The 18,484-nt window shown below is 73.0% G+C and carries 17 protein-coding genes and 1 tRNA gene; 7 read left to right on the forward strand and 11 right to left on the reverse strand.

What is annotated here, in order from left to right:
- Positions 1 to 45: 45 nt before the first annotated feature.
- The 5 genes from FHY03_RS03930 to FHY03_RS03950 all read right to left on the reverse strand — a co-directional run bounded on the left by FHY03_RS03930 (position 46) and on the right by FHY03_RS03950 (position 4,132).
- Positions 46 to 621, reverse strand: coding sequence for a YkgJ family cysteine cluster protein (locus tag FHY03_RS03930; protein WP_183921940.1), 576 nt, complete (start codon positions 619 to 621; stop codon positions 46 to 48).
- A gap of 59 nt (positions 622 to 680) precedes the next feature.
- Positions 681 to 1,157, reverse strand: a complete 477-nt coding sequence (locus tag FHY03_RS03935) for a cupin domain-containing protein (RefSeq protein WP_183921941.1) — start codon at positions 1,155 to 1,157, stop codon at positions 681 to 683.
- 82 nt (positions 1,158 to 1,239) lie between these two features.
- Positions 1,240 to 1,929, reverse strand: a complete 690-nt coding sequence (locus FHY03_RS03940; RefSeq protein WP_183928849.1) for a DUF2490 domain-containing protein — start codon at positions 1,927 to 1,929, stop codon at positions 1,240 to 1,242.
- The gene (chrA, locus tag FHY03_RS03945) at positions 1,926 to 3,317 is read right to left on the reverse strand and encodes a chromate efflux transporter (RefSeq protein WP_311721299.1); all 1,392 of its coding nucleotides are present in this window, start codon (positions 3,315 to 3,317) and stop codon (positions 1,926 to 1,928) included. The genes FHY03_RS03940 and chrA overlap by 4 nt, the downstream gene beginning before the upstream one ends.
- Positions 3,314 to 4,132: a chromate resistance protein ChrB domain-containing protein gene (locus tag FHY03_RS03950; protein WP_183921943.1), complete on the reverse strand. Its 819-nt coding sequence runs from the start codon at positions 4,130 to 4,132 to the stop codon at positions 3,314 to 3,316. The genes chrA and FHY03_RS03950 overlap by 4 nt, the downstream gene beginning before the upstream one ends.
- A 157-nt stretch (positions 4,133 to 4,289) precedes the next feature.
- Here FHY03_RS03950 and FHY03_RS03955 point away from each other — a divergent pair, with 157 nt between their 5' ends.
- Positions 4,290 to 5,534 (forward strand): cyclopropane-fatty-acyl-phospholipid synthase family protein, encoded by a 1,245-nt coding sequence (locus FHY03_RS03955; protein WP_183928851.1) that lies wholly within the window; start codon positions 4,290 to 4,292, stop codon positions 5,532 to 5,534.
- On the opposite strand, the gene FHY03_RS03960 is transcribed toward FHY03_RS03955, so the two are convergent.
- Positions 5,504 to 6,064 (reverse strand): hypothetical protein, encoded by a 561-nt coding sequence (locus FHY03_RS03960; protein WP_183921945.1) that lies wholly within the window; start codon positions 6,062 to 6,064, stop codon positions 5,504 to 5,506. The genes FHY03_RS03955 and FHY03_RS03960 overlap by 31 nt on opposite strands.
- A gap of 389 nt (positions 6,065 to 6,453) precedes the next feature.
- Between FHY03_RS03960 and FHY03_RS03965 the strand changes: the two genes are divergently transcribed.
- A complete protein-coding gene (locus FHY03_RS03965; RefSeq protein ID WP_183921946.1) occupies positions 6,454 to 6,675 on the forward strand; it encodes a hypothetical protein in 222 nt (73 codons plus the stop codon).
- Between the two features lie 147 nt (positions 6,676 to 6,822).
- On the opposite strand, the gene FHY03_RS03970 is transcribed toward FHY03_RS03965, so the two are convergent.
- Complete coding sequence (locus FHY03_RS03970; RefSeq protein WP_183928853.1) at positions 6,823 to 9,717, reverse strand: TonB-dependent receptor; 2,895 nt, start codon at positions 9,715 to 9,717, stop codon at positions 6,823 to 6,825.
- Between the two features lie 395 nt (positions 9,718 to 10,112).
- Between FHY03_RS03970 and FHY03_RS03975 the strand changes: the two genes are divergently transcribed.
- From FHY03_RS03975 to FHY03_RS03985, 3 genes are all read left to right on the forward strand, one after another.
- Positions 10,113 to 11,495 carry a glycoside hydrolase family 27 protein gene (locus tag FHY03_RS03975; protein ID WP_183928855.1) on the forward strand — a complete coding sequence of 461 codons (1,383 nt, stop codon included), beginning with the start codon at positions 10,113 to 10,115 and terminating at the stop codon, positions 11,493 to 11,495.
- 86 nt (positions 11,496 to 11,581) lie between these two features.
- On the forward strand, positions 11,582 to 12,253 hold the full coding sequence (locus FHY03_RS03980; protein ID WP_183922056.1) for a FadR/GntR family transcriptional regulator: 672 nt from the start codon (positions 11,582 to 11,584) through the stop codon (positions 12,251 to 12,253).
- A 483-nt stretch (positions 12,254 to 12,736) separates the two neighbouring features.
- Complete coding sequence (locus FHY03_RS03985) at positions 12,737 to 13,360, forward strand: phosphatase PAP2 family protein (protein WP_183928857.1); 624 nt, start codon at positions 12,737 to 12,739, stop codon at positions 13,358 to 13,360.
- Between the two features lie 177 nt (positions 13,361 to 13,537).
- Here FHY03_RS03985 and FHY03_RS03990 read toward each other — a convergent pair whose 3' ends face one another.
- Positions 13,538 to 14,188 (reverse strand): uracil-DNA glycosylase, encoded by a 651-nt coding sequence (locus FHY03_RS03990; RefSeq protein WP_183928859.1) that lies wholly within the window; start codon positions 14,186 to 14,188, stop codon positions 13,538 to 13,540.
- A gap of 23 nt (positions 14,189 to 14,211) precedes the next feature.
- On the opposite strand from FHY03_RS03990, the gene folK reads away from it, so the two are divergent.
- Both folK and FHY03_RS04000 read left to right on the forward strand, forming a co-directional pair.
- Positions 14,212 to 14,712, forward strand: coding sequence for a 2-amino-4-hydroxy-6-hydroxymethyldihydropteridine diphosphokinase (gene folK / locus FHY03_RS03995; RefSeq protein WP_183928861.1), 501 nt, complete (start codon positions 14,212 to 14,214; stop codon positions 14,710 to 14,712).
- Positions 14,713 to 14,788, forward strand: a tRNA-Lys gene (locus FHY03_RS04000).
- Between the two features lie 90 nt (positions 14,789 to 14,878).
- On the opposite strand, the gene FHY03_RS04005 is transcribed toward FHY03_RS04000, so the two are convergent.
- From FHY03_RS04005 to FHY03_RS04015, 3 genes are all read right to left on the reverse strand, one after another.
- Positions 14,879 to 15,901: an alpha/beta fold hydrolase gene (locus FHY03_RS04005; protein WP_183928863.1), complete on the reverse strand. Its 1,023-nt coding sequence runs from the start codon at positions 15,899 to 15,901 to the stop codon at positions 14,879 to 14,881.
- Between the two features lie 411 nt (positions 15,902 to 16,312).
- The gene (locus tag FHY03_RS04010) at positions 16,313 to 16,612 is read right to left on the reverse strand and encodes a hypothetical protein (protein ID WP_183928865.1); all 300 of its coding nucleotides are present in this window, start codon (positions 16,610 to 16,612) and stop codon (positions 16,313 to 16,315) included.
- Positions 16,609 to 18,393 carry a YbhB/YbcL family Raf kinase inhibitor-like protein gene (locus tag FHY03_RS04015; protein ID WP_183928867.1) on the reverse strand — a complete coding sequence of 595 codons (1,785 nt, stop codon included), beginning with the start codon at positions 18,391 to 18,393 and terminating at the stop codon, positions 16,609 to 16,611. Before FHY03_RS04015 ends, FHY03_RS04010 begins: the two co-directional genes overlap by 4 nt.
- Between the last annotated feature and the right edge of the window lie 91 nt (positions 18,394 to 18,484).

The raw sequence follows: 18,484 nt of genomic DNA on the forward strand, positions 1-18,484 counted from the left end.
AAAATTTGCAACTCGGACAACGACATGCCGACCAGTCTTCGGCGGCTAGGGCGCCTCGGCCGGCGGCGGCGCCGCGAACGCGGCGTAGCGCGCGCGCCACGCCGCCACCTCAGCGGCGAGCGGCGCAGGCGGGGGCGTGCCGGCGAGCACGTGGCCGGCGACCTCGGCCTCCGGGTGCATCAGCATCTTGCGCGCACCGTCGCTGAACCAGACGGGGACGAGGCGGTCGCACAGGGCATCGAGCACCGCGGCGGCGGTGCCGTCCTCGATCGCGCTGCTGCCCTCGAGCCGTCGCACCGTGATCGCGACCCCCTCGAGGCAGTTGCGCGGCGCGCGCTCGAAGCCGAGCGAGACGAGCAGCCCGGAGCGGTCGGGCCGTGCCGCGTCCGGCATGGCGGCGACGCGCCGCCAGCCGCAATACCAGTCGCGGCAGATGCGCGGGCGTACCGCGTGGATGGTGCAGCCGCGCGCGCCGAGATGCGCGCAGGGCGTGTCGGCCGGCTTGCTGAAGTCGGGCGAGGCGACGTTGAGCACGGTACAGCAGACGGTGCAGTCGCCGCACGTCCGCTCCGCCACCAGCGGGCCGAGCAGCGCGGTCTCCAGGTCGGTGTCGGCGTGCATCGCCGCCCCGTGCCGCCCGGCGCGACGCGGCGCAAGGGGCGGGTGACGACGCGACGCGGCTAGCGCTCCGCCGGCAACTTGGTGCCGAGCAGCACCAGATGATCGCCCGTGATCCCGAACCAGTGCGGCACGCCCGCGGGGATCAGCAGCACGTCGCCCGGCGCGAGCGCGCGCGTGGTGCCGCCCGCGATCCGCTCGCCCTCGATCATGCCGTTGGGGCGCGTGACCGGCGCGACGAGCGTGCCGCCCGATACCAGCGTGCCCGCGCCCTCCAGCACCGTCGCATATTCCGCCTCGGCCGGGTGCACCGCGGGACGGCCGGGCTTCTTCCACACCTCGATCGCGGCGACGCGCGCGCCGTCGCGCACCAGCGGGCGCCACAGGAAACCCTGGTCGGGGCGCATCTCGGCGAGCATCGCCGCGACCTGCGCGCGCACCGCCGCGCCGCTCGCCACCTCGGTCGTGCCCGGCGGGCTGGCGCCGACCAGCAGCGCGCCCGCGGCGGCCACGGCGATGGTGTCGATGATCCGCCGCATCGCTGACCTCTCCTCTATCCTGACGCCGCTTGTCGCACCGGCGCGCGCACCGCGCCAGAGGCCTCTTGCGCGCCGACCGCGATCACAGCCGGACGAACAAGGTCGCGCTCAGCACATGGTTGACGCGGTCCTCGCCCGTCCGGACGATCCGCTGGTTGAGATAGCCGGGCTCGAGCCGCGCGCGTGGCAGCACCGGGAAGCCCACGCCGACGAAGGTGCGCCACTGGTCGACGCCGTCGCGCACGCCCCAGCGGGTCGCGTTGAGGTTGACGAAGCCCTCGGTGGTGCCGACCAGCTGCACCGGGCTGCCGCCGCGCACCGGCAGCTGCAGCCGGACGAACTGGCGCAGCCGCCAGCTGGTGCCGTCGCGTCCCTCGACCATGCGCTGCTCCAGCCGGGTGCGGCTGATCAGCAGCGGCGTGCCGTCACGGTGGCGGACCGGCGCGAACTGCACCTGCTGCCACGGCCGGTGCTCGCGGCTGAGCGTGCCCCGCGCCGGGTCGGTGCGGACGAAGGCGTAGCCCGCCACCGCGTGCGCGTCGCGCCCGATCCGCGCGCCGATCGCGGGGCGCAGGATCAGCTGGCTGCCACCGCCCACCTCGTCGGTGGCGCGCGCCTGTCCCTCGAGCCAGAGGAACAGGTCGCCGCGCACCGGCCCCGAGGCGATCACCGCGGCCCAGGCCTGGGCGTCGTCCTCGGCGCGCGCGGGCGTGGCGGCGGCGAGCCCGATCGCACCCGCGAGCGCGGCGTGGAGAAGTGGCGAGGATCTCATGGCATTGCTCCGGCAAGGTGAAGCGCGAGGCCGCCGAGCGCGCTCGCCAGCAGCGTCGCGATGACGCCCGCGCGCGTGCGGAACAGCGCGACAGCGGCGGCGAGCGCCAACGCCAGCGCGTACGGGTCGAGGGCCGCGAGCACCGGCGCGTCGAAGCGGAACGGCCCCGCGTGCACCGCCACGGTGGCGCGGAACAAGGTGTGCAGCGCGAACCACAAGGCGAGGTTGAGCACGACCCCGACCACCGCGGCGGTGATCGCCGCCAGCGCGCCGCCCACCGCGGCGTTGCCGCGCAGCCGCTCGATGAAGGGCGCGCCGAGGAAGATCCACAGGAAGCACGGCGCGAACGTCACCCAGGTGGCGAGCAGCCCGCCCAACGTCGCGGCGAGCAGCGGCGCCATCCCGCCGGGGTCGCGATAGGCGGCGAGGAAGCCGACGAACTGGAGCACCATGATCAGCGGCCCGGGGGTGGTCTCGGCGAGGCCGAGCCCGTCGAGCATCTCGCGCGGGGCCAGCCAGCCGTACTGATCGACCGCCTGCTGCGCGACATAGGCGAGCACCGCATAGGCGCCGCCGAAGGTCACCGTCGCCATCGTCGCGAAGAAGGTGGCGATGCGCGCGAACACGTCGTCGGGGCCGAGCGCGACGCGCAGCGCCACCACCGGCACCAGCCACAGAGCGAGCCACAGCAACGTGGTCCGCAGCGTCGCGCGCCAGCCCGGCCGCGCGTGCGCGGGCAGGTCCTCGCCCAGCAGCGTGTCGGCGTCGGCCACGCCCGCGCCGCCTGATCCACCGTGGCCGCCGGGACGGAAGGCGGTGCCGCCGCGCCGCGCCGACCACCAGCCGATCACGCCGGCGCCCAGCACGATCAGCGGGAACGGCGCGCCGAGGAAGAAGATCAGCACGAAGGCGAGCGCGGCGAGCAGCCGCGCCGGCGTGCTGCGCAGCGCGCGCGCGCCGATCCGCGCCACCGCCTGCAGCACCACCGCGAGCACCGCGGCCTTGAGCCCGTCGAACAGCGCAGCGACGATGCCGACACGGCCGTAGAGGACATAGACCCAGCTCAGCGCCATGATCGCCGCCGCGCCGGGCAGCACGAACAGCACGCCAGCGACGATGCCGCCGCGCGTGCGGTGCATCAGCCAGCCGATATAGGTGGCGAGCTGCTGCGCCTCGGGGCCGGGCAGCAGCATGCAATAGTTGAGCGCGTGGAGGAAGCGTTGCTCGCCGATCCAGCGCTGCTCGTCGACCAGGATGCGGTGCATCACCGCGATCTGCCCGGCCGGGCCACCGAAGGAGAGCAGCGCGATGCGCCACCACACGCGGGTCGCGGCGCGCAGCGTCACCGGCTCGGGCCGGCCCGGCGCGGCGGGGACGCGCGCGCTCACGCGGTCACCGTGGCGGACGCGGGCCGGTGCGAGCGCGCGTCGTGGCGCTCGCCCTGCGCGTCGCGGCACCAGCGATACAGCGCGTCGTAGAGCGTCAGCCCCGCCTCGAGCTGCGCGTGGTCGTCGTCGTGGAGCCGCGACAGGCCGAGCGACAGCGCGAGCAGCCCCGCCGCTTCCGGCGCGAGGTCGAGCCGGTCGGTGTCGGCACCCCGCACGATCGCGGCCAAGCGCGCGAGCGGGGCGTGACCGGCGAGTCCGAAGCCGTCGACCAGCGCGTCGAAGCTGCAGCGCTCGCCGCGGTGCGTCCACACCACGCCCTCGCCCGCGACGTCGAACGGCTCGGCACGCTCGGCCGCCGCGACCGCCAGCACCTCGCCCGGCGCGACGTAGAGGAAGCGCGCGTCCGGATCGATGAAGCGGCGGATCAGCCAGGGGCAGGCGATCCGGTCCACCTTGGGTCGCGCGCGCGTGACCCACCACGTGCGGCCGTCGTCGTGGCGCGGCGGCAGATGCGCCAGCGCCACCGTTGGCCATCCCGCGCTCGCCCAGGCCGCGAAGCCGCCCTCCAGCCGCTCGGCGCGGACGCCGTCGCTCCGCAGCAGCGCGACCGCCGCGGCCGCGGGGGCACCGCCCGCCTCGTCCACCACCACGACCGCACGCCCGGCCGGCGCGGTCGGTCGCGTCGCGACGCCGAGCACGCGCCCGCCGGGGAGAGTCGCGGCGGGCGCGTCGCGCAGGTCGAGGATCGCCGGGGCGCCGGGCAGCGCGACGCGCCGGGCGAGCGTGTCGGGGGAGATGGCGTGGTGTGCGGGCACGGTGCGTCCTCGGCAGGATGATGCTGGACGCGAACCTTCGGCTGACGCCTCATGGGGAGGTCGCAGCCCCCATGGCGCCCAATCAGCCACCACCGGCGCGCGCTGTCAACCCGCGCGCCACGTTGGCAGCGCGCCGCGTCTCGGCTAGCCTGCGGCGATGCGGCTGCTCGCTTTCCTGCTGCGCCGGCTGATCCGGCGCGGCGTGCTCGTGGTGGTCGACGCCGCCGGGCGCACGCACCGCTTCGGCGAGCCCGCGCCCGCCGCGCCCGACGCGACGATCCGCTTCCGCGATCAGGCGACGCCTCGCCGCGCCGCGCTGGACCCGGCGCTGGCGCTGGGCGAAGCCTATGTCGACGGGCGCATGCAGATCGACGGCGACGACATCAGCGGGTTCCTCGACCTGATCGGGCGCAACACCCACTGGGACGACGACGCCGCCGCCGACCTGCGCTGGTGGCGGCCGTGGCGGCGCAGCGCCTGGCTCACCGGGATCAACTGGCGTCGCCGGGCGCGCCGCAACGTCGCGCACCATTACGACCTCTCGACCGAGCTGTACGCGCTCTTCCTCGATCCCGACCTGCACTACAGCTGCGCCTATTTCGACGCGCCCGACGCCACGCTGGAGCAGGCGCAGGCGGCCAAGCTGCGCCACATCACCGACAAGCTCGCGCTGCGCCCGGGCGATCGCGTACTCGACATCGGCTGCGGCTGGGGTGGCCTGGCACTCCACCTGCACCGCGTCGCCGGGGTCGAGGTACTGGGGATCACGCTCTCCGAGCAGCAGGTCGCGGTGGCGCGGCGGCGCGCGGAGGAGGCCGGGGTGGCGGACCATGTCCGCTTCGAGCTGCTCGACTATCGCGACGTGCGCGGGACGTTCGACCGGATCGTGTCGGTCGGCATGTTCGAGCATGTCGGCCCGCCGCACTATCGCGCCTTCTTCCGCCACTGCCGCGCGCTGCTCGCCGACGACGGGGTGATGCTGCTCCACACCATCGGCCGCGCCGACGGCCCCGCCGCGACCGACCGCTGGCTCGCGCGCTACATCTTCCCCGGCGGCTACGTCCCCGCGCTCAGCCAGATTACCCCCGCGATCGAGGACGCGCGGCTATGGGTGACCGACGTCGAGACGCTGCGGCTGCATTATGCGCTGACGATCGACCGATGGCTGGCGCGCGTCGAGGCCGCGCGCGACGCGATCGAGACGCTGTACGACGCGCGCTTCTATCGCATGTGGCGCTTCTATCTCGCGGGCGCGCTGGTCGCCTTCCGCCACGACGGGCACCTCAACTATCAGATCCAGCTCACCCGCCGGCGCGAGGCGTTGCCGCTCACGCGCGACTATATGATGCCGCCCGGTGCTCAGCGCGCTGCTCAGCCCGCGATCGGCGCGTCGGGCTTGTAGCCGGCGGTGGCGATGACGCTGCCGTCGGGGTTGCGGCCCTCGCGGTAGAAGGCGCTGACCTTCTGCCGCTCTGCCCAGGTGAGGCTGTCCCAGTCCTCGCGGTCGTTGCTGGGGTGGCGGCCGGGGACGCGCTGGCGCTGCGCCGGCTCCGCGCCGCGCGCCGGCCGCGCGCGCTCGGCCTGGCGCGCGCGCAGCGCCTCGTCGAGCTCGCCCGCCTCGACCGCCTGCTCGAGCGCGTCGAGGAAGGCGGCGAAGACGCCCTCGGGCAGGTGGTTGGTGGCGGCGCCGTTGAGCGGCAGCACGTCGCCGCCGATCTTGACGGTGAGCGCGACCACGCCGTTCTGCAGCTGCCACCAGCGGCTGGCGACACGCGCGCCGTCACCCGCGCGGGCGGCGAACTGCTCGCGCGCGCGGCGGATGCCGTCGAGCAGCGGGCGACGCGCCTTGGCGGGATCCTCCGCCTTGGCGGCGAAGGCCTCGGCCAGGCCGTTATTGTCGATGAAGCCGGCGAGTGAGTCCAAGATTGCCAAATGCGCCTCCGTGCCCCGCAGCGCCAGCTAGGCCGCGAACCTTACCGAGAGGTCAACGGATCGAGCCTCCTGCGCGCCGCTACGACGAGCCGCGCGCGCTGGTGCCGGCGTGCTCCTGCGCAGGCAGGAGCCCAGAGCACCCAGCGGCGCGCTTCGCGGCGCCAGGCTCGGGCGTTCGCCGGAGCATGGTTCAGCTCGCCCGGCCTCGCGACAGACGGCTAGCCCCATGCGGCGGTGCCGGTCACGCCGCCGCGTGCCGCCGCCGGAAAGCGTCGCTTACTTCATCCGCATGCTGGCGCGCGGCCATGGTCGCGACATGACGGAAGTTTAACGCAACACCCCGGCCGGCGGCGCGTAGGACAGGGCATCACTGAACGACGGAGGTTCTCATGCGGATGCTCTCTCTCCTCGCGGTCCCGCTGGTGCTGGCCACGGCCTCGCCCGCGCTCGCCAAGGGCTGTGTGCGCGGCGCCGCGGCGGGCGGCGTGGCCGGGCATCTCGTCGGCAAGGGCCATGCGGTGCTCGGCGCGGCGGCCGGCTGCGCGGTCGCGCACCATCACTATGCCAAGCAGGCGCGCGCACAGAAGACGGTGACCAAGACGCGGGGGTGAGAAACTCCTCCGCGGCACGGGGAGGGGGACCGCCGCGCGCCAGCGCGGTGGTGGAGGGGGCTCGCCCCGCAGCGCCGCGCCTGCGGAAGCTCCCCTCCACCAGCCTTCGGCTGGTCCCCCTCCCCGCGAGCGGGGAGGATCTAGCGATCAGAAGCGGGCGCGCACGCCGAACAGGTAGCGCGAGCCGGTGTTCTGCAGCATCAGCAGCCGGTCCTCGATCACCGAGTAATCGTGGACATATTGGTTGGTGAGATTGACCCCCTGCGCGTAGACCTGGAACACCGGCGTGACGTCGTAGGAGACGCTCATGTCGAGCTGGCCGTACGCAGCACGGTTCTCGGGCCGCGACGCCGCGCCGAAACACTGGCGCAGGAACGACGAGCGCCAATTGTACGAGGCGCGCGCCTGGAGCCCGTATTTCTCGTAGAACAGGCTGCCGTTGGCGGAGTGCGGCGACAGCCCGTTGTAGCCGCAGTTGTTGGCGTTGGTACCGCTGCCCTCGGCCCGCTCGACGTTGCTCGACACATAGGTGTAATTGCCCGCGACGCCGAAGCCGCCCAGCGCGCCGGGCAGCAGCCGGTCGAACGTATACTGGCCCCCCACCTCGACGCCCGCGATCGAGCCGCTCTGGCCGTTGCGCGTGCGCGTGTCGAGGAAGTCGAAGCCGGCGATCGTCACCGGCAGCGTCTGGCTCTCGAGGAAATCGGTGAAGGCCTTGTAGAAGCCCGAGACGCTGACGTAGCTCACGTCGGTGATGTAATATTCGAGCGACACGTCATAGTTGGTCGACTTGAACGGGCGCAGCGCCGGGTTGCCGCCGCTCGACGTCGCGTTGGTCAGCCGTCCGCCATAGCTGTTGTCGACGCCGAGCGAGGTCAGCGTCGGCCGGGTCACCGTCTTCGACACCGCGGCGCGCGCGAGCATCTTCGGCGTGATCGCATATTTGATGTTCGCCGAGGGCAGGAAGTCGGTGTAGCTGTTGCGGACGCTGAGCGCCTGCGGGTCGGTGTAGACGAAGTTCAGATTGTCGTCGCCCGGGTTGACGAAGATGCGCACGATCTGCTGCCCGAAACCGGCCGAGCGCAGCCGCGTGCTGACGAAGCGGCCGCCGACATTGCCCGACCAGTCGTCGCCCTTGAAATTGGCGTTGAGATAGGCCGCGACCACCTTCTCCTCGACGTCGAGCCGCGCGTTCGGCCGGTCGCGCCGGCCGTAGGGGCCGCCCGCCAGCGCCTGGACGCGCGCCGCCTCGGCCGCCTGCTCCTCCGCGGTGCGCCCCTGGCGCGGGCGCACCAGATTGGCGGGATCGGACAGGAAGGCGAAGATGTCCTCCTGGTTGAAGGTGAAGAAGTCCTTCGGCAGGGCGTCGCTGCCCGAGGCGCCGGGCAGGAAGTTGCCGAGCGAATAGGGCTGGACGAGGTTGGACGGGATCGGGATGTCATAGCCGCAATAGGTGCAGACCGTGTCCGAATTGTCCGAGCGGGTGCGCACCTTGCGGCGCTGGTTGTAGGAGGCGCCGAACATCAGCGATTGCAGGATGCCGCGGTCCGCCTTCCACTCGCCGTCGGCGTGGAACTCGCTGCCCTTGTCGCTCACGCGCGTGAGGTCGTTCTGCGCGAAATGCGCGCGCAGCAGGCTGGCGTCGGTGATCGGGCCGAGGTTGGTGAGGCCCGGCAGGTCGTTCTCGGGGTTGAGGTCGAACCGGACCGAGGTCTGCGCGAGCGAGCCGACGACGACGAACTTGTACGGGTTGCGCTGCGTCGCCCTGGTGGTGGAGGCGTCGAGCTTGAGCTTGAGCTGGTCGGAGACGTCCCAGGCGAGATTGGCGCCGACCTGATAGCTCTCGGTCTCGCGCTGGCTGGTCCAGACGATATTGTCGTTCTGCTGCCGCGTCACGCGCGTGTCCGACACGCCGGGCACCGGCTCGAGCAGGCCGGGGTTCGCGGCCAGGAAGTCCGAACCGGGACGGTTGAAACCGGTGACCGTGTTGTTCGCGTCGGTCTCGACGCCGATGAAGCGCTCGGTGAAGAAGTCGCCGTAGCGACGCGTGTATTGCGAGACGTTGAACTGCGAGTAGATGCCGTCGACGGTGAGCAGCAGCCGGTCGGTCAGCTGCCCCTGGATCGAGCCCGCCACGTTGATCCGCTCGCGCTTATCCTCCTCGCGATCGAAATTATACTCGCGCGGGATGTGGATGTCGTTCGGGCTGTCGACCAGCGCGTCGGTGGTCAGGCCGGTCGAGCTGGCGGTGCCGTCGATCAGTCCCTGTGACCCGAGGATCCAGCCGCCGATGCGCGCCGAGTCGAGCTGGCTCTTGCGGTTGGTGTAGGAGGCCGAGAGCAACGCGCCGAAGGTCTTGTCGGGGTTGGTCCAGGAGACGATCCCCGAGAAGTCCGGGCTGACCTTGTCGGCGAGCGAGTCGTAGATGCCGCCCGCCGCCAGCGTGGCGTGGAAGCCCGCGCGCCCGTCGAGCGGCCGCGCGGTGACGACGTTGACGGTCGCGCCGATGCCGCCTTCCTGGAGCTGCGGCAGCGAGGTCTTGTAGACGTCGACGCGCTGGATCAGGTTCGAGGACAACACGTCGAACGAGAATTCGCGTCCGGGATTGTCAGTCGCCATGATGCGGCCGTTGACCAGCACGGTGTTGAACTCGGGGCCGAGGCCGCGGACGGTGATGAACTGGCCCTCGCCGCCCGAGCGGTCGATCGCCACGCCGGTGATGCGCTGGAGCGAGTCGGCGATGTTGGTGTCGGGGAACTTGCCGGTGTCCTCGGCGGTGATCGAATCGACGATATTCTCGGCGTTGCGCTTGGTGGCGAGCGAGGAGCGCAGGCTGCTGCGAATGCCGGTGACGACGATGTCCTCGACCCCGTCCTGCGGCACCGCGCCCGGCGGCGTCTCGGACGGGCCCTGCGGCTCGGCGGGGGTGTCCGCCTGCGGCGTGCCGGTGGGGGCGACCGCGTTGGCGTTGGACGATTGCGCCATCACAGGCGACGCGGCGCAGGCGAACAGCGCCGCGCCCGCGAGCAGACGAGCTCTCATGATCCTCTCCCGAAGTGCGGGGTCTTATGCCCTCGCCCGATTGATCATCTTGTATGAGTAGTGGGGTGTCAAGCGGAACGGGTTACCCGGATCGGTGATTCTTGGCGGGACGATCATCGAGGTGCCCGGCGCAGCGATGGGCGGATACATCCTCCCCGGCACGGGGAGGGGGACCGCCGGCCGCAGGCCGGTGGTGGAGGGAGTGTGCCGCGAGCGCACCACTCGTGGAAGCCCCCCTCCACCAGCCTTCGGCTGGTCCCCCCCCCGCCGAGCGGGGAGGATATGCGTTTGCGACTCCTCTCGACAATTGTTTGAGTATTGATACGCTCGGTCACGAGATCGCGGGCAGGGAGCCGGTCACCGGCCAGCCGCCGCGCGAGCGGGAGGAGAGGATGATGGACGAGGTGCGACTCAGCCGGCGCGCGATGCTGGCGGCGGGGCTCGGCAGTGCCGCCGTGACCGCGCTGCCGGCGGCGGCGCAGCAGGCGCCGGCAGCGGCCGACGCGCGCGGCAGCGGGGCGGCGCTCGCGCCGCGGCCGCCGATGGGGTGGAACAGCTGGAACAGCTTCGCCACCACGATCACCGAGGCGCAGGCGCGCGAGACCGCGGCGATCATGCGCGAGAAGCTGCTGCCGTTCGGCTACGACGTCTTCACCGTCGACATCCAATGGTATGAGCCCAACGCCACCAGCTACGAATACAACAAGGTCGCCACGCCGACGCTCGACGCGCACGGCCGCGTCATCCCCGCACCCAACCGCTTCCCGTCGAGCGCGGATGGCTCGGGCTTCACCCAGCTCGCCGCCGCGGTGCACGCGATGGGGATGCGCTTCGGCATCCACGTGATGCGCGGCATCCCGCGCGAGGCGGTGAAGCGCAACCTGCCCGTGCTCGGCACCAGGCTGCGCGCCGCCGACGTCGCCGACATCTCGAGCACCTGCCCGTGGAACCCCGACATGTACGGCGTCGACATGACCAAACCCGGCGCACAGGCCTATTACGACAGCATCTTCGCGCTCTACGCTTCCTGGGGGGTCGACTTCGTCAAGATGGACGACATGAGCCGCCCCTATGACGCGCACGCGCCCGAGATCGAGGCGGCGCATCGTGCGATCCAGCGCTGCGGTCGGCCGATCGTGCTCAGCCTCTCGCCCGGCGAGACGCCGGTGGCACGCGGCGCGCACGTCCGCGAGTATGCGCAGATGTGGCGGATCAGCGACGACTTCTGGGACGAGTGGGCAATGCTGGAGGCGCAGTTCACCCGGCTCGAGAACTGGAACCAGTGGCGCCGCCCGGGCGCCTGGCCCGACGCCGACATGCTGCCGCTCGGCCGGCTCGCGCTGGGCAAGCGCGACACCAAATTCACCCCCGACGAGCAGCGCACGCTGATGACGCTCTGGTCGATCGCGCGCTCGCCGCTGATCATGGGCGGCGACCTGCGCCACCTCGACGCGGCGACGCTGGCGCTGCTCACCAACCGCGAGGTGCTGGCGGTGAACCAGGCCAGCACCGACAACCGCCCGCACTTCATCGCCGACGGCACGCGGATCTGGTCGGCGCGGCCCGAGGGCAGCCGCGACCATTATGTCGCTCTGTTCAACACCACCGACAAGGCGAAGGAGGTGGCGCTGCCGCTGCGCGAGCTGGGCGTCACCGGCACGGTGCGCGTGCGCGTGCGCGACCTGTGGTCGGGGCGCGACGACGGCAGCGCGAGCGGGCGGCTCGCGCGCACGCTCGCCTCGCACGGCGCGGGCCTGTATCGACTGTCCGCGGCGTGACGGAGGAGAGAGCGGTGAACGAACTACCCGGTCAGGAGGCCGCGCTGCAGTCGACCGGGCGGCGCTGGCGCGGCGCGATCGGCAACATGCTGGGGCGCGCGATCCTCTCGGGCGAATATGCGCCGGGCGACGTGCTGCCTGGCGAGATCGTCTTCGCCGAGACCAACGGCGTCTCGCGCGGCGCCTATCGCGAGGCGGTGCAGGGGCTGATCGCCAAGGGGCTGGTGGAGAGCCGCCCCAAGACCGGCACGCGCGTGCTGCCGCGGCGACGCTGGAACATGCTCGATCCCGACGTGCTCGCCTGGGCCTTCGCCGACAAGCCCGACATGGCGCTGCTGCGCAGCCTGTTCGAGCTGCGCTCGGTGGTGGAGCCCGCCGCGGCCGCCTTCGCCGCCGAGCGCCGCGACCGCGAGGATCTCAAGGCGCTCAAGGACGCGCTGGGGCGGATGCGGCGGCACACGCTGTCCACCGAGGCGGGGCTGACCGCCGACCGCGACTTCCACGGCGCGATCCTGGCGGCCTCGCGCAACGACGCCCTGGTGACGCTGTCGGCGGGGATCACCGCGGCGGTGGCCTGGACCACCCAGCTCAAGCAGCGCGACCGCGCGCTGCCGCGCGACCCGATCCCCGAGCATGCCGCGGTGTATGACGCGATCGCCGACGGCGACACCGTCCAGGCGGCGGCGGCGATGCGCCGGCTGGTCGACCTCGCGCTCGCCGACACGCGCGCCGCGCTCACCGACGCGATCGAGGGGTGAGTCTCACTTCGGCACGATTACGTCTGCAATGTGTCTGACTCGAGCGGCTTGCTCCATTATGGCTGGATCGTCGCCGCGAGGCGATACTGGGCCGTGCGGAACTCCCTTGGTTCACCACGACGCACGGCCCTTTACCGCCGCGCTGGAGTGCGTGCGGGAGGGGAAACCCTCGCTCTCCATCTGCCGCCATCTGAGCCCGTCCGAGGATCCGCTGGTGCGGACCCGCACCGGGCGGGCCTGCGCCTGCGGTCATCCGCGGTCCGCGCGGCACCGCGGCGTTGACGTCGAACCTGCGACGGATGGGGTGCGCCGCCTCCGCGACGGTGAGCATGACGGAGCCGGACCAACCTGCCGCGGGTTCCGCGCGGGATGGAGGTGCGGGCCCATCCGTCATGGAAACGGCTTCTGTATGGCCGGCGAGGACCGCAACCCGGTCCCTGCCGAGACCGTTAGCGCCCGCGACGAACAGGAGCGGGAACGGCGATGGGCAAGAAGAAGGCGGTCAAGAAGGCGGCGAAGCGCGAGCATGACGCGCTCGCACCGGTGCGCGCGCTCGCCGGCAGCAACGCGGTGCGCGCGCTCACCCCGCTCGCCAAGGCGACGGACGAGCCGCCGCTGCTCGCGCTCGGGCTCGGCACGCTCGCGCTCGGAGCGGTGCTGCGCCGGCCGGCGATGGCGCGCAGCGGCGCGCGGATGGTCACCAGCCACCTGCTCGCCACCGGGCTCAAGACGGTGATGAAGGCGAGCGTCGACCGCGTCCGCCCCAATAAAGCGGGCGACCACCCGATCGTGGAGAAGGGCCATGGCACCGACGACACGACGCGAAATGCGTTCCCGTCGGGCCACACCGCCGGGGCGGTGGCGATCGCGGAGGCGGTGCGCCACGAACTGCCCGGCGCGACCGTGCCGGCGCGGCTCGCCGCGGGAGCGGCGGGCGCGCTCCAGGTGACGCGCGGCGCGCATTACGCCAGCGACGTCGTCGCCGGCGCGGCGATCGGCTGGCTCTCCGAGCGGCTGGCGAGCTGGGCGATGGCGGCGGCGGGCGGCGCGATCGAACGCCGCGTCGAGGCGCGCGCCGAGGCGGAGACGGAGGCGCACCCGAGCTGAGCCGCGCCCGTGCTGCCGTCCGCGCGGGAGATGCCTGCGACGTCCTTTGGGGACGTCATCCCGGGCATGTTCCGCGATCCACTCCACCGCGAGAGCGATGCGCGATGGGTGAACGGAACGGTCGCAGAGGGTCTCGCGGCCGCGGGAACACGGCTTGCCCTCGCGACGGGCCTGCGCTCAGTCCCCGCGCAGCGCGAGCGCGCGCGCGAACACCGCCTCGAGCATCGCCGGGGTCAGCCGCCCGGTCTGCTGGTTGTAGCGCGAGCAATGATAGCTATCGATCACCACGCGCCCGTCGGGCAGGCGGTGCTCGGCGCCGTGCGCGAAGCGCGCCTTCGGCAGCCGCCCGCCGAGCGCCTTGATCGTCGACTGGTGCGCCAGCTGCCCCAGCGCGACGTACACGCGCGCCGCGGGCAGCGCCGCCGCCCCCGCGGCGAGATACGGGCGGCACGCCCGCGCCTCCTCGGGGGTCGGCTTGTTCTCGGGCGGCAGGCAGCGCACCGCGTTGAGGATCAGCGCGCCGGCCAGCCCCGGCGCGTCGCCGTCCGGATCGGTGCTCGCGAGGCCGAGGCGCGCCAGCGTCGCGAACAGCAGCGCGCCCGCGGCGTCGCCGGTGAAGGCGCGGCCGGTGCGGTTGGCGCCGCTGCGGCCGGGCACGAGCCCGACGATCACCAGCCACGCCGCCGCGTCGCCCAGCGCGGGCACGGGCGCGTTCCACCAGTCGGGCTGCTCGACTCGCAGCCGCTCACGCAGCGCGACGAGGCGCGGACAGCGCGGGCAGTCGCGCGGCGGCTCGGTCGCGGCGAGCGGAGAGGGTGCCAAGTCCATCGCGGTGCGATAGGCGCAGCGGCATGGAGCGGACAAGCGACGCGCAACGCTATCTGATCGGCGTCGGCAGCAACCGGCGCGGGCGCCACGGCGCGCCGCGCGCGGAAGTGGCGGCGGCGCTGGCGCTGCTCGGCGGCACCGCGGCGCCGATCCGCGCGAGCGCGCCGCTCGGCCCCTCGACCCGCACCTTCGCCAACAGCGCGGCGCTGATCGCGAGCGACGAGCCGCCCGAGGCGCTGCTGGCGCGGCTCAAGGCGATCGAGCGCGCCTTCGGGCGGCGTCGTGGCCGTCGCTGGGGCGCGCGCGTGATCGACCTCGACGTGATCCTGTGGTCGGGCGGGCGCTGGCGCTCGCCGCGGCTGACGATCCCGCACCCGGCCTATCGCGCGCGCGACTTCGTGCTGGCGCCCACTGCCGCGCTGGCGCCGCGCTGGCGCGACCCGGCGAGCGGGCGGACGCTGCGCCAGCTCCATGCCCGGTTGACCAAGCCGCGCGCGGTGCCTAGGCCGACGCGCACCGCGTGAGGGTCCGTAGCTCAGTCGGTAGAGCAAGCGACTTTTAATCGAGAGGTCCCGGGTTCGAGCCCCGGCGGACCCACCACGCGGTACCCCTTTCGTCCTCCGCCGCTCGATGTCACGCGGCTTACTGCGCCGGCGGAGACATCGCCGAGGCACGATGCCGGTCGCCCGCTCAGCGCCCGGCCGGCGCGATCGCGTCCCTCAGCGCGGCGACGAAGCCGTCGGGATCCTCCACCTGCGGCGCATGGCCGAGCGGGTCGAGCCGCACCAGCCGCGCGCCCGGGATCCGCGCCACCGCCTGCTCCGCCGCCTGCGGCACGGTGCGCACCGCGGCGCGTCGCTCGGGCGGCGCCGAGCCGGCGCGGAAGGCGGTGCGGTCGCGCTGCCCGATCAGCAGCACGGTCGGGACCGTCAGCCGCGGCAGCTCGGCGGCGACCGGCTGGGTCTGGATCATGTCGGACAGGCGCGCCTGCGCGTCGCGCACCCGGTCGCCGTCGGCGCCGGCATATTGCCCCGCCAGCATCGCCACCCAGCGGTCATAGGCGGGGCGCCAGTCGCCGTGATAATAGTTGCGGAGCTGATAGGCCTTGATCGTCGCCGCGCTGGTCTTCGCCTCCTCGGCGCGCAGCGCGCCGAGATCGGTGTAGGGCACCCCCTCCGCGAGCGTGTCGTTGAGCCCGAGCGGGTTCACCAGCACCAGCCGCGCGACCCGGTCGGGATAGAGCAACGCGAAGCGCACGGCGAGCACGCCGCCGGTGGAATGGCCGACGAGCACGACCTGGCCCGCGCCCGCGCGCTCCAGCAGCGCGCGCGTCAGCGCCGCCATGGTATGGAAGCTATACTGATAGCCCGCTGGCTTGGAGGACTTGCAGAAGCCGATCTGGTCGGGCGCGATCACGCGATAGCCCGCCGCGGCGAGCCGTCGCGCGGTGTCGTACCAGGTGGCGGCGCAGAAGTTCTTGCCATGGAGCAGCACCACGGTCGTGCCGTTGGGCGTGGCCGAGGGCGGCACGTCGAGATAGGCCATCCGCACGCGCGCGCCCTGCGAGTCGGCGGCGAACCAATGCACCGGCGCGGGATAGGCGAAGCGTTCGAGGTCGGCGCCGAGCGCGACGTCGCGTGCGGACACGGTCGCCGGGATGAACGCGGCGGCGGGAGCGAGGCAGAGCGCGGCGGCGAGGCGGAGGCGTTGCATGCCGGGTGAACCGCCGGGCGCGGCGGGATATCCGTCGTCGCGCGCGGGCGGACGAGCGAGCGGTGCACCGGCGGAGGCGGGAGCCCAGGGCCAGGCGCGCGATCGCGGGCGGCGGCAGCCGTCGCCGAAGCCACGCGCTCGATCACCCGTTCGACGCTAGATCGTATCGACAGTCGGGGAGAGGCTTATCGATTCTTCCCTGGAAGGGGAGCGCCGGCTTTGGCTTGCTCCAGGCAGGCCAAGTCGTGTCCGGGGGACACGATCTCGCCCGCCCTGCGAGCGCGCAGCGCTGACGGAGGGGTGTCGCCCGTGGTAAGAGCGCGCGAGATCGCCGGCGTCGACACCCCTCAATCAGGCCTTCGGCCTGCCACCTCCCCTGCGAGGGGAGGATCAGCTGAATGACGACACGGCCTACTCCCCGCCCGTCTCGCGCAGCAGCGCCGCGGTAATCGCGCGCGCCTCGTCCCCGGTCGGCCCCGCGGCGGCCGGGCGGCCAGCGCGGCGGTACCAATAGGCCGCGTTGCCGTCGTCACCCTCGACGCGGTGGAGCCAGGCGTGGACCCAGGCACCCGCGGCGCTCGGATCGTCCTGCGCGATCGCGTGCGCCGCCTCCCACTCGCCGCGTGCACCGTGCCACAGCGCGCGGAGGAGCCCGCCCGCGGCGGGTGGCTGATCGTCGCGCAGGAGCGCGCGCGCGGCGTCGTCGGTCATCGCGCATCCGCCTCGGCGTAGCGCCCCACCGTCTCGCCGCGCGCGAGCACGTGCCCGGCCGCCGCGGCGAGCAGCTGGTCGCGCGTCGCGCCGAGCGGCAGGTCGAGCGCGCGGTCGAGCGCCAGCACCTGGAAGTGGTAGGCGTGCGGTCGATCCCCCTTCGGCGGCCGCGGGCCGTACCAGCCGACCGTGCCGCGCGTCGTCGCGCCCTGCATCATGCCCTCGAGCGCGCCGCCGCTGAGCCGGTCGCGCTCCTGCAGCCCGGCGGGCAGCGCGTGCGTGCCCGCCGGGACGTTCCACGCCAGCCAGTGCACCACCGGCTTGGCCGAGCCGTCGGGATCCTCGACCAGGATCGCGTAGCTGGCCGCGCCGGGCACCGCACCCCAGCGCAGCGCGGGCGAGATGCCGAGGCCGTACTCGCTGTGCTCGCGCGGGATCATGCCCTGGTCGGCGAAGGCGTCGGCGTTCACCGCGAAGGCCGCGCCGCGCGCCGCCGTCTCGGGCCGCGCCAGCGCGAGCGGCACGTTGGTGCCGCGCGCCGCCTGCTCGCGCATCGGCGCCGCCGGCGGCGCCAGCGGCGCGGCCTGGCCCGCGGCACCGTCGTAGCTGATGCGGTAGAGGATACCGTTGGCATCGTCGGAGAGCAGCAGCGAGCCGTCGCGCAGCACCGCCACGCCGCACGGGCGGCCATATTGGCTGGTGCCGTCGCGGCTCATGAAGCCGCTGACGAAGCTCTCCACGCGCGTCGGGCGCCCGGCGGCGTCGAAGCGCACGCGCGCGAGCTCATAGCCCGAGGCGGGCTTGCGGTTCCAGCTGCCGCGCAGCGCGACGAAGGCGTCGCCGGCGGCGTCGGGGCCGAAGCCGCCGCCCGGGTGGAAGGCCCATTGCATCCCGGCCGAGTGCGCGACGTGCATCAGCGTGGGCGCGGTCGAGGCAGCGGCCCAGCGCGCCGCGGTCAGCCCGCCGGGCGGCTCGTCCTGCGGGTTCCGTTTCCCGTCCTCGAACACATAGGGCCAGCCGTAGCGATGGCCGCGCTCGATCAGGTTGATCTCCTCACGCTGCATGTCGTTGCCGAGCCAGTCGATCCCCTGGTCCCAGCCCCATAAGGCGCCGGTGCGCGGGTGCCAGCCGAAGCCGATCGTGTTGCGCAGCCCCGAGGCCCAGACCGAGCGGCGCTTGCCGTCGAGGCTGGCGCGCAGCAGCGTCGCATTCTCCTGGCTCGACTCGTCGCAGGCGTTACAGGTCGAGCCGACGCTGATGTACAGCATCTCGTCGGGCCCGACCGCCAGCGTGCGGTTGAGGTGCTGTCCGGCGTCGGGCAGGTCGTCGATCAGCGTCTCCACCGCGCCGATGCCGCCGTCGGGGCGGAGCGGCGCGCGGAACACCTCGTGCGCGGTCATGAAATAGAGCTGGCCGGCGTGGATCGTCAGCCCGTGCAGTCCCGGCCGGTTGACGATCACGGTGGGCGGGCCGTCGGCGCGGCCGTCGCCGTCGGCGTCGACCAGGCGGATGATGTCGGCCTCGGAGCGGCGGCTGACGTACACCGATCCGTCGGGCGCCACCGCGAGCATCCGCGTGTTGCCGAGGTCGCTCGCCCAGACCGCGGCGCGATAGCCGCTCGGCACGCGCAGCGACGCGGCGAAGTCGGCGCCCGGCTTGCGCGGGGTGAGCTCGTAGAAATGCGCCGCGACCGGGCGTTTGTCATTGTCCTCGGGGCTGCTTTGCGCGGCGGCGCCCAGCGGGAGGAACAGCAGGGCGGAAGCGAGCAGCGCGGCCTTCATCATCGTCTCCCGGTGGCGACACGGACATAATGCGCCGCAGCGCCCGCGGCTCCGGCTGATTTAGTTGACAGACCTGGGTTCTTTTCACCCG

This window comes from Sphingomonas sp. BK345, assembly GCF_014193845.1.
Lineage (GTDB): Bacteria > Pseudomonadota > Alphaproteobacteria > Sphingomonadales > Sphingomonadaceae > Sphingomonas.